11 protein-coding genes and 4 tRNA genes are annotated in these 10,139 nt (G+C 35.4%); 8 read left to right on the top strand and 7 right to left on the bottom strand.

Annotated elements, in window-relative coordinates; all coding sequences use genetic code 11:
• Window positions 1–224 precede the first annotated feature (224 nt).
• The 4 genes from ACFOUY_RS04135 to ACFOUY_RS04120 form a co-directional block, all read right to left on the bottom strand.
• Window positions 225–296: transfer RNA gene (locus tag ACFOUY_RS04135), tRNA-Glu, on the bottom strand.
• Window positions 297–377: 81 nt separating this feature from the next.
• Window positions 378–453 (bottom strand) — tRNA-Met (locus tag ACFOUY_RS04130).
• Window positions 454–530: 77 nt separating this feature from the next.
• Window positions 531–602 (bottom strand) — tRNA-Glu (locus tag ACFOUY_RS04125).
• Window positions 603–683: 81 nt separating this feature from the next.
• Window positions 684–759 (bottom strand) — tRNA-Met (locus tag ACFOUY_RS04120).
• 114 nt (window positions 760–873) lie between these two features.
• On the opposite strand from ACFOUY_RS04120, the gene era reads away from it, so the two are divergent.
• Both era and der read left to right on the top strand, forming a co-directional pair.
• A complete protein-coding gene (era, locus tag ACFOUY_RS04115) occupies window positions 874–1,770 on the top strand; it encodes a GTPase Era (RefSeq protein WP_378959192.1) in 897 nt (298 codons plus the stop codon).
• A 131-nt stretch (window positions 1,771–1,901) separates the two neighbouring features.
• Window positions 1,902–3,203, top strand: coding sequence for a ribosome biogenesis GTPase Der (gene der, locus ACFOUY_RS04110; protein ID WP_378959191.1), 1,302 nt, complete (start codon window positions 1,902–1,904; stop codon window positions 3,201–3,203).
• A 210-nt stretch (window positions 3,204–3,413) separates the two neighbouring features.
• On the opposite strand, the gene ACFOUY_RS04105 is transcribed toward der, so the two are convergent.
• Window positions 3,414–3,893: a MarR family winged helix-turn-helix transcriptional regulator gene (locus ACFOUY_RS04105; RefSeq protein ID WP_378959190.1), complete on the bottom strand. Its 480-nt coding sequence runs from the start codon at window positions 3,891–3,893 to the stop codon at window positions 3,414–3,416.
• A 2-nt stretch (window positions 3,894–3,895) separates the two neighbouring features.
• Entirely contained in the window at window positions 3,896–4,381 is a 486-nt protein-coding gene (locus ACFOUY_RS04100; protein ID WP_378959189.1) for a GNAT family N-acetyltransferase, read from the bottom strand.
• A 163-nt stretch (window positions 4,382–4,544) separates the two neighbouring features.
• Here ACFOUY_RS04100 and ACFOUY_RS04095 point away from each other — a divergent pair, with 163 nt between their 5' ends.
• Window positions 4,545–5,054: a GNAT family N-acetyltransferase gene (locus ACFOUY_RS04095; RefSeq protein WP_378959187.1), complete on the top strand. Its 510-nt coding sequence runs from the start codon at window positions 4,545–4,547 to the stop codon at window positions 5,052–5,054.
• Window positions 5,055–5,498: 444 nt separating this feature from the next.
• Here the strand turns inward: ACFOUY_RS04095 and ACFOUY_RS04090 are convergent, their stop codons facing one another.
• The gene (locus ACFOUY_RS04090) at window positions 5,499–7,106 is read right to left on the bottom strand and encodes a S41 family peptidase (RefSeq protein ID WP_378959186.1); all 1,608 of its coding nucleotides are present in this window, start codon (window positions 7,104–7,106) and stop codon (window positions 5,499–5,501) included.
• Between the two features lie 188 nt (window positions 7,107–7,294).
• Between ACFOUY_RS04090 and murQ the strand changes: the two genes are divergently transcribed.
• The 5 genes from murQ to ACFOUY_RS04065 all read left to right on the top strand — a co-directional run bounded on the left by murQ (window position 7,295) and on the right by ACFOUY_RS04065 (window position 10,019).
• Window positions 7,295–8,110 carry an N-acetylmuramic acid 6-phosphate etherase gene (gene murQ, locus ACFOUY_RS04085; protein WP_378959185.1) on the top strand — a complete coding sequence of 272 codons (816 nt, stop codon included), beginning with the start codon at window positions 7,295–7,297 and terminating at the stop codon, window positions 8,108–8,110.
• Between the two features lie 100 nt (window positions 8,111–8,210).
• A complete protein-coding gene (locus ACFOUY_RS04080; protein ID WP_316762690.1) occupies window positions 8,211–8,777 on the top strand; it encodes a hypothetical protein in 567 nt (188 codons plus the stop codon).
• 21 nt (window positions 8,778–8,798) lie between these two features.
• Entirely contained in the window at window positions 8,799–9,032 is a 234-nt protein-coding gene (locus ACFOUY_RS04075; RefSeq protein WP_378959193.1) for a DUF4160 domain-containing protein, read from the top strand.
• Window positions 9,013–9,258 (top strand): DUF2442 domain-containing protein, encoded by a 246-nt coding sequence (locus ACFOUY_RS04070; protein ID WP_378959184.1) that lies wholly within the window; start codon window positions 9,013–9,015, stop codon window positions 9,256–9,258. The genes ACFOUY_RS04075 and ACFOUY_RS04070 overlap by 20 nt, the downstream gene beginning before the upstream one ends.
• Window positions 9,259–9,263: 5 nt before the next feature.
• Window positions 9,264–10,019: a Bax inhibitor-1/YccA family protein gene (locus tag ACFOUY_RS04065; protein ID WP_378959183.1), complete on the top strand. Its 756-nt coding sequence runs from the start codon at window positions 9,264–9,266 to the stop codon at window positions 10,017–10,019.
• The last annotated feature ends 120 nt before the right edge of the window (window positions 10,020–10,139 follow it).

Here is a 10,139-nt window from a genome sequence, read left to right as displayed (position 1 = left end):
TTTTCTAAAAAATACAATACCAATAAGAAATAACCGAACAAATCAAAGGAATAAGGATAAGTTCAGAGCCAGAGTGAAACCTAAAGTAACTAAAAATCAAAAAGACGCAATATAAAAATCCTTAACTTAATGACATTGCGCGTGCGCCAGCGAGGGGTGGTGAAACAAAAAAGGCCGTAAATCTTAAATTTACTGCCTTTTGAACGTTTTGTTAATAATACTAGTAGCCCGTAGGGGAATCGAACCCCTGTTTCCAGAATGAAAATCTGGCGTCCTCACCCCTAGACGAACGGGCCATTTTCAATTTTAGAGTTAAGATTTTAGAATTACGATTATTTTCAAATCTAAATTCGTAAATCTACCATCGTCAATTTACTTGGTAGCGGGGACACGACTCGAACGTGCGACCTTCGGGTTATGAGCCCGACGAGCTACCAACTGCTCCACCCCGCATTATGTTGTATTTTTAAGGATATACCAACCTTACTTTTGATAAAAAAACCGCTCAACTTTTGTAAAGCGGTTAATCGTAGCCCGTAGGGGAATCGAACCCCTGTTTCCAGAATGAAAATCTGGCGTCCTCACCCCTAGACGAACGGGCCATTTTCAATTTTAGATTTAAGATTTTAGAATTACGTTTATTTTCAAATCTAAATTCGTAAATCTACCATCGTCAATTTACTTGGTAGCGGGGACACGACTCGAACGTGCGACCTTCGGGTTATGAGCCCGACGAGCTACCAACTGCTCCACCCCGCATTATATACAACTCGTTTTTTCTAGTGAATTAAATCCTTAACTCTGTTTCCGAATTGGAATGCAAAGATATAATTCGTTTCTTTGTAGTGCAAATTTTTTTTAAAAAATATTTTAATGGCGCACAAAGCAGGTTTTGTAAGTATAATAGGTAAACCAAATGTAGGTAAATCAACCCTTATGAATGTGCTTGTGGGCGAGCGACTTAGCATCATAACGCCTAAGGCTCAAACCACAAGACACCGTATTTTAGGTATGGTAAATGAAGAAGATTATCAGATAGTTTTTTCTGATACACCGGGTATAATTAAGCCAAAATACAGTTTACAAGAGAGTATGATGAGCTTCGTAAACGGATCTTTAACCGATGCAGACGTACTTTTATTCGTAACAGACATTAACGAAGAACACGATGAAGAGGATGTTTTAGAGAAAATTCTGAACAGAAATATTCCAACAATCGTATTGATAAACAAAATCGATAAAGCCCTGCAAGAACAAGTTGATGAAAAGATTACTTACTGGCAGGAAAAATTAAATCCGGTAGCTATTTATGCAATTTCGGCCTTACATAAACACAATGTTGATGGATTGTTAGATAGAGTTTTAGAAATGCTACCCGAGCACCCGGCTTATTACGATAAAGAGGATTTAACTGATCGTTCTGAGCGTTTCTTCGTTTCAGAAATTATTCGCGAAAAAATATTCTTAAATTATCAAAAGGAAATTCCATACAGTACTGAGGTTATTGTTAAAAGTTTCAAAGATGAAGAAATGAAAAACGGTAAGGGTGCAATGGTTCGTATCACGGCAGAAATTGTTGTAGAACGCGATTCACAAAAGAACATTCTTATTGGTACAGGCGGCAGTATGCTTAAAAAAGTAGGTACTGAAGCTCGTATAGAAATCGAGAAATTTTTAGACACTAAAGTCTTTTTGGAAATGTTTGTTAAAGTAATTCCAGACTGGAGAAGTAAAAAGAACTACCTAAAAAGCTTTGGTTACGATAATTAACCGTACCTTTGCAGCCCGAAATAAATCGGTTAATAGTTGATAGTCAATGGTTGATAGCCAAATAGTTTAAGCAGCTTGTTTAAACATCACGACCATTAACTATAAGCCATTAACTATCAATTAGAACACCCATGAGTAACATTATCGCCATCGTAGGCAGGCCAAACGTAGGCAAAAGCACCCTTTTTAATAGATTAACCGAAAGTCGTAAGGCTATCGTAGATGATATCAGCGGCGTAACCCGCGACAGACATTATGGTACAGCAGAATGGACTGATAAACAATTTACTGTAATTGATACTGGTGGATATGTTGCAAACTCAGAAGATGTTTACGAAGCAGCTATTCGCGAACAGGTTGTAATTGCAATCGAAGAAGCATCGGTACTTATTTTTATGGTGGATGTAACTACCGGTATTACCGATTTGGATGATGACATTGCACAAGTTCTTCGCAAGAGCAACAAACCGGTATTTGTTACCGCCAATAAAGTAGATAATACTGCATTACATAGCGAAATAAGTACTTTTTATGGTTTTGGTTTAGGAGAAGTGTTTCCACTTTCTTCTATGACGGGTTCTGGTACCGGAGAATTATTAGATGAAATCGTTAAACATTTCGAAGATATTCCTGAAGAAGAAAATGCTTTACCTAAAATTACAATTGCTGGTCGCCCGAACGTGGGTAAATCATCTTTAGTTAATGCTTTAATCGGTAAAGAACGTAACATCGTAACCGCAAACGCAGGTACAACCCGCGATTCAATCAAAATTCACTACAACCAATTTGGTCACGAATTTATGCTAATTGATACCGCAGGATTGCGTAAGAAAACAAAGGTTAAAGAAAATCTTGAGTTTTACTCCGTAATGCGTACCATTAAAGCTTTAGAAGAAGCTGATGTTGTTGTGTTAATGATTGATGCCCAAGAAGGAATAGAAAGCCAGGATATTAATATTTTTCACCTTGCCGAAAAGAACAAAAAAGGTATCGTGATTTTAGTAAACAAATGGGATTTGATTGAGAAGAATACGCAAACCATGAAAGCTTTCGAAGAGCAAATTCACGAACGAATTCGCCCTTTTACCGACGTGCCAATTGTATTCACTTCGGTATTAAACAAACAACGTATTTTCAAAGCAATAGAAGCGGCATTAGAAGTTTGCAAAAACCGTAGCAAGAAAATTCCTACATCGAAACTCAACGATGTTATGTTACCATTGATTGAGAAATTCCCACCACCTGCATTAAAAGGCAAGCACATTAAAATTAAATACATTACGCAAATTAACGCAACATCACCCATGTTTGCTTTCTTTTGTAATTTGCCTCAGTACATTAAAGATCCATATAAACGTTTCATCGAAAATAAATTAAGGGAAAATTTCGATTTCTCCGGAGCGCCAATACAAATTTATTTCAGACAGAAATAAGTCAGGGTAGAGGGTTTAGGAGTTGAAGGTACAGGCTTAAGGCCAATAAAATAAATAATTAGAAAAGCAGGGTTCGCATTCCATCGGGAAATGCAGCCCTGCTTTTTTGTTTTAATTTTTTTTGTTCTTCGAATACGCTCATGATTAGAACAAAAATATCTCCACGCCAATCAAGTTTATTTGTTTCAAATCAATTATTGTGTATTAAACCTACTCCTTAATTTTCAAAGCCATAGCTCGTTGTAAAAAACTCTGTTTTACCAAGGCTTCCTCTGCCTGGTCTATTGCCCTTAGCAGGTTGTCGTTATTTGAGGCAATTTCATCTAAAGCACTTTCGATTACTTTCCAAATTGGCTGCATAGTTGCAACCAATTCTATTCCTTTTTGAGTAAGTTCTAAAAGGCGTTTGCGTTCATCAGTTTTGTCTTTTTTAGAACGGATGAGTTTCTCTTTTTCAAGTTCTTTAAGTAAACTGATTGTTGAGGGGTGAGTATAACCAATTTCTGTAGCAAGTTCTATAACGCTCAATAACGGGCGATGAGAAAGGGTAAGGATTACTGGAAACCATTTGGGTTCAAATTCAATGCCATAAGATTTATAGAAAAGTGCACCGTCTTTCCTAAGCTGTTCAGCCAGTCTTTGCAGGCGAGTTGAAAGTGCCAGTACACCAGAAGAATTAATGATGTTCATTTTTATAAAGCTAAATGACAAAAAATATTATCAGGAGTCATAAAAGGGAAGTCAAATGGCATTTCCTTCTTATCTAATTGTACAAATCCTTTCTTTTCATAAAAACGAATAGCTGCTTTAAGGATGTCAACCGTGCCAAGATAAAGATTTTCGATTCCATTTTCTTTGCAATACCTAATTAATTCCGCTAATAATGAGGAAGCTATTCCATATTCTTTTCCTCGGAATTCTTTTTTTACAAACATTTTCCTAATTGCAGCTGCTTTATTATTGAAGCGTAAAAGGGCAATGGTTCCGCAAAGTGTTCCTTCAACGTTTGCACCCCAGAAATTTCCACCTTTAAGGATATAGAAATTTTCTATATCAAGTAAATCTGGTTGGTCTGCAAGTGTAATTGGTACGCCAAACTCAAGTTGTTGAATAGGTAATATAATATCAATGATATCTTTAGAGTCTGAATTTTTTAATGTTTTGATGATAATGCTCATAGGATTTGTTTATGTACAAATATACGTAGTTAACTACGTATATTCTTGTTTCACATTTTTATTTTATCATTTATGTTCTTGAAAACATGTTGCTTACTAAAAGTCGCTAGCCATTGCACGATAATTAAGGCAGATTAAAAGCCGAATTTCTTACCTTCGCCCTATGAAAATTCAAGTACAAAACAGCCAAATTTCTGATATAGATACCATCTTTCAGTTTTATGATATGGCAATTGCTCATCAAAAAAAAGTGTTCAATAAACATTGGCAAGTTTTTGACAGAGCCTTAATAGAGACTGAAATTGCAGATAACAGACAATATAAAATCTTAGTTGAAGGGGTTGTTGCTTGTGTATTTGCAGTAACTTTTGAAGATAAATTAATTTGGGGCGATAAAGATGCAGACTCAATTTACATACATAGAATCGTTACTAATCCAGAATTTAGAGGTTATTCTTTTGTTAAAGAAATTATTAAATGGGCAAAAGCATTTGCGCCGTCAAAGGGTATAAAATACATCAGAATGGATACCTGGGCTGATAATGAAAAGCTTTTAGAATACTACACCAGCTGCGGGTTTGAGTATGTTGGCGTAATAAAAATGGAAGAGACCGAAGGTTTGCCAAAACATTATGAAGGAATAAGTTTAAGCCTTTTTGAGATAAAGCTGTAAATATTTCCAAATGCGCTACTCAAGGTAAGTTAAGGTTTTACAAAGATTAAGATAATCGCTACTATTAAAACAAATTTTCGACCGATTTGAGTTGCACTTTGTTCGGGCTGAATTGTCACAAGTCCGAACAAACTCCGAACTAACCCCGAATAAATCCCGACGCAATAGATAATTAGATACAACCTGTCCTATACTGGAATAAGTTTACAGTAAAAAGTCTTATTACTGATTTGTGTTTACTATTGAATTTGTTTTTACTGTATTAGGTTTACAAAATCAGATTGTATTATTACTTTTTGTGGCCGAAATAACGCAAAAACTAGTAGACATGACATCCCCGATTCAGTGGCTTTGATATTACATCAACCAACTAATATACAGCAGGCTTTACAGTAAAAAAAAGCTACTGTCTGTGTTTTTCAAAAAAATAATATCAATTTGTTTTTATTGAAGGTTGTTTAACGCCTGCTTTATTACATTATCGTTTTGGTTTGCGGCACGATAATAGCCAACATCGCCCAGGTAATAACGGCAAAGTAAAGCCTTTAAATCGTTCAAGATAATAGTTCTAGAATTGTATAGTTGGAAACGGTCTATTGTTACATTTTTGCGTTGTAAATAACCAATAAAGTCTTTAAAATCTAAATCGTTCAGGCTAAATACATTAATGTTTTGCTCGATATAAGTTTGACTGTATTTATTGGTAAGTATATTAAAAACGTAATCTGAAAGCACTTTTTTACTTACCAGGTTGCTGTAAAATTTGTTATAACCAACGGTGTCTAATTTTACAAAAATGTCTGGTTGAATGCCACCACTGGTTTTTGGCTTTCTGGGTTGAGCTATATTTAAACCTCCATTTTTTTCAACTGAATCTTTAAAAGAAGTTAAATCGCCAGTTAATTCACCATCATTCATTCTATCATCTAGCTCATGCTTGTAAGCATCGTAACCCTTTTTGTATGATTTCTGGATGCTACGACCCGATGGTGTATAATATCTTGCTATAGTTAAATTTAATGCCGAACCATCTTCAAAAGAAAATTGTTCTTGCACTAATCCTTTACCAAAAGAGCGGCGGCCGATAATAATACCACGACCTAAATCCTGCACGGCTCCTGCAACAATTTCACTTGCCGATGCGGTGTTTTCGTTAATTAGAACGGCTAGTTTTCCTTGTTGAAAAGAACCTGTTCCGGTTGAAAAGTAATCTGTACGGGGTTCATGTTTACCTTGTGTATAAACTATTAATTTATTTTCTGGCAAAAACTGGTCGGCCAAACCAGTTGCGGCACTGAAATAACCACCGCCGTTATCACGCAAATCCAGAATCAGTTTTTTCATACCTTTTGATTTTAGATTTGCCGCTGTAGAGGTGAAATCTTCATCGGTATTTGCTCCAAATTTGCTAATGCGAACATAACCAGTTTCTGGATTTATCATGTAAGCGGCATCTATACTACTGATATTAACCTTGCCACGTGTTACCATAACACGGTTAGGAAGCTGGTTTCCGTTGTGCATTAAAAGTACATTTACACCACTACCTGCTTTGCCTCTAAAACGACCCGATAATTGGTCTTTTCCTAAATTTCTTCCACTAACAACGGCTGTATCTATACTTAAAATTTTATCGCCAAGTTTTATGCCTGCCTGGTAGGCTGGTCCATCTTTAATTACACCAGTAACCATCATGGTGTCGTTAAGCATATAGTATTCTATACCTACGCCTTCGAAATTTCCTTCCAAATTATCTTGCATATCCTGCGCATTTGCAGGGGGGAGATAAACGCTGTGTGGGTCTAATTGGTGTAGAACACTATCAATTGGTAAGTTTTGTAGTGAATCTGTATTAATATCATCAACATAATTCCCATTAATGATGTGCAAAATTTCCTCTAGTTTTGCAGAATTATTTGCGGTTAAAGAAGGGCTTTTTTGAACGCCAAACCCCTGGTCTTTAATAAATTTTACGCCCAAAAACATCCCTGCTATTAAAATTAAAGAATAGCTTAAAGCAATTAGGATATTATTACGGGTTTTCTTTTTCATTGGCTTTATGCAAATTTATGAAAATTAGCGGGTTGATTAATTTTTTAACTGCATTTTATAGTCTTTTGTTTCTAATATTTCACAATTATTAATGCTAGAAATCAAGATTCAGAATTTAAGACATTTATTTTTGAGTTTTTAGCGTAGTTTTTAAAAAGAAATTACCGAATTTTATCAAAATTAAATTTATGAACAGAGTTACCGAGCAAGAATCTAACTACAACCACATTGATGAAATGTCGGTTCTTGAAGTTTTGCAGGGCATTAATAACGAAGATAAAACTGTGGCCTTTGCAGTTGAAAAATCTTTGCCTCAGATAGAAAAACTTACTTCGGCAGTTGCCGAAAGAATGAAAAAAGGTGGTCGTCTTTTTTATATCGGTGCAGGAACTAGCGGGCGTTTAGGCGTGGTTGATGCTTCAGAATGCCCACCAACTTATGGTGTTCCATTTGATTGGGTTGTTGGTATTATTGCTGGTGGAGATACCGCAATTAGAAAAGCGGTAGAGTTTGCCGAAGATGATGAAGAGCAGGCCTGGAAAGATTTGCAAGAATTTAACATCAACGAAAAAGATTGCTTAGTTGGTTTGGCGGCATCTGGCACTACACCTTATGTGGTTGGAGGGTTAAATACTGCCCGCAAAATTGGTGTTTTAACGGGTTGCATTGTTTGCAATACGGGCGGGCCTATTGCAGCAGAATCTGATTTTCCGGTAGAAGTGGTTGTTGGACCTGAATTTATTACAGGCTCTACACGTATGAAATCTGGCACTGCACAGAAACTTGTATTAAACATGCTGAGTACCACGGTGATGGTTCAATTAGGAAGAGTTGTTGGCAATAAAATGGTTGATATGCAGTTAACAAATAACAAGCTTGTAGACCGAGGAACGCAAATGGTAGCTGATGAATTAAATATAAATTATGAAGAAGCTGCCGATTTATTAAATCGCTACGGCAGTGTTCGTAAAGCGGTTGAGGCAGGACATTTGAATTTACGATAGTAGATTTATGAGTTACGATTTTACCAGTCGAATATCAAACGAATCACTTTTGCAATTGTTCAATCTAAAATCGTAAATCGTTAAATCTAAAATTTACCTAATGCACGAGATAGAGCCGTATTACCAGTGGAGAGATGAATATATCTCGGCAGAGGATGAGCGTTCGCCTTTTTACAACACCGAATATTCTGAACTTTACTTCGATAAACAGATATACAATTTTTTGCTTCACCCGCAATGGGACGAGTTTGGTTCCAATACACTTTATATGAAAGTGCTTTATGCCGATTATGATAGAAGCTATGCCATAATCGAATTAATAGGTGAGTGGAATGATGCCATTAATAATGACATTATGTTGCTGAAACGCGATATTCTGGAGCTGATGATGGATGAAGGGATTAACAAATTCATCTTAATCGGTGAAAATGTTTTAAACTTTCATGCTTCTGATGATAGTTATTATGAAGAATGGTTTCAGGAAGTAGAAGATGGCTGGATAGTTGGTGTAAATTTTCAGGAACACGTAATTCAGGAATTTAAAGATAACAGCATCGATTATTACATTAATTTTGGTGGTGCTTTCGATAATCTGCCATGGCGTACACTAAAACCGTTACAATTCTTTAAGAAAGTTGAAGAATTGCTGACAAAAAGATTGAATTAAAATACTTAATTTTACAATAAGATACCAACTTTATTTATAATTTTCGGACTTCGTTTCTTCTTCTATTCTAATGAACATTTACCAATTCACATACATGTAAGAAATGCAGATGGAGAAGCAAAATTTGAAGTCGAAGAAGTTAAACTAGTTAGCAATAAAGGACTTAAAAACAAAGATATTAACCTAGCACAATCTTTGATAGAAGAGAACAAAGAAATTATTATTGCAAAATGGAATGAATACCACAAAAAATAAAATAAAGGTTTGGTTTGAAGACAATCAAATCTTCATTAGAACGGAATCGGGAGAAAAGAAAAGCCATCCCTTAAGCTGGTTTCCAAAATTATTAAATGCTAGTGAAGAAGAAAGAAACGATTTTAACATTTCACCTTTTGGAATACATTGGGAAAACATAGACGAAGATTTAAGTTTTGAAGGCTTTTCTTCATATGGGAAATCATTTAAACAAGAAACAAATTAATCAAAATGGAACAACAAAATTATCAATATCAAGACAACAGTGTTTTCGTACAAGAAGGCTCTGTTTCTAAAAAATTCTTCGCAAATGTTTTCTTATGGATGTTTGTGGCATTAAGTTTATCAACTGTTGCAGCATATCTTTTCGGTACAAATGAAGAGTTTATGCAATACTTAATTAATGTAAACCCAGAAACTGGAAAAGTTGGGATGACAATTTTTGGCTATATCGCCATGTTTGCACCACTTGGTTTAGTTTTATTAATGGGTTTTGGCTTAAGTAAACTTTCATACCCAGCTTTAGTTGGGGTATTTGTACTATATTCGGTGTTAACAGGGATTAGTCTAAGTTTTATCTTACTTGCTTATACTTCAGGTTCGGTAGTAAGCTGTTTTGCGGGTGCTGCTGGGATATTTGGTATTATGGCTGTAATGGGCTACACTACAAATATCGATTTAAGTAAATTTGGCCCAATTTTAATGGTTGGCGTTATCGGTTTAGTTCTTGCTAGCATCGTAAATATGTTTATTCAAAGCGAACAGTTCAGCTTAGTTATGGCATTTATTGGTATTGCTATTTTTACAGCCCTAACCGCTTACGATGTTCAAAAAATTAAGCGTATTGGTGAAGGAATAGAAGCAAGTGGAGAGCAGGTTTTACAGGTAGAATCTAAGAAAATGGCTATAGTTGCCGCATTATCTTTATATCTTGATTTCTTAAATATTTTCCTTTTCCTACTTCGCATTTTTGGAAGTAGAAAGTAATTAATCAGTGATATAAAAAAAGTCCTGTTCTTTCGAACAGGACTTTTTTTATATCACTGATGCCTACTCAACAGAAAAGCAAGCAACTATTGTATTGCTATTTGCAAGTGCATTTGGATT

This window comes from Pedobacter jamesrossensis, assembly GCF_042650905.1.
Taxonomy (GTDB): Bacteria; Bacteroidota; Bacteroidia; order Sphingobacteriales; family Sphingobacteriaceae; genus Pedobacter; species Pedobacter jamesrossensis.
The sequence above is the reverse complement of the archived record's forward strand: the minus strand, read 5'-3'. Positions and strand labels throughout refer to the sequence as shown.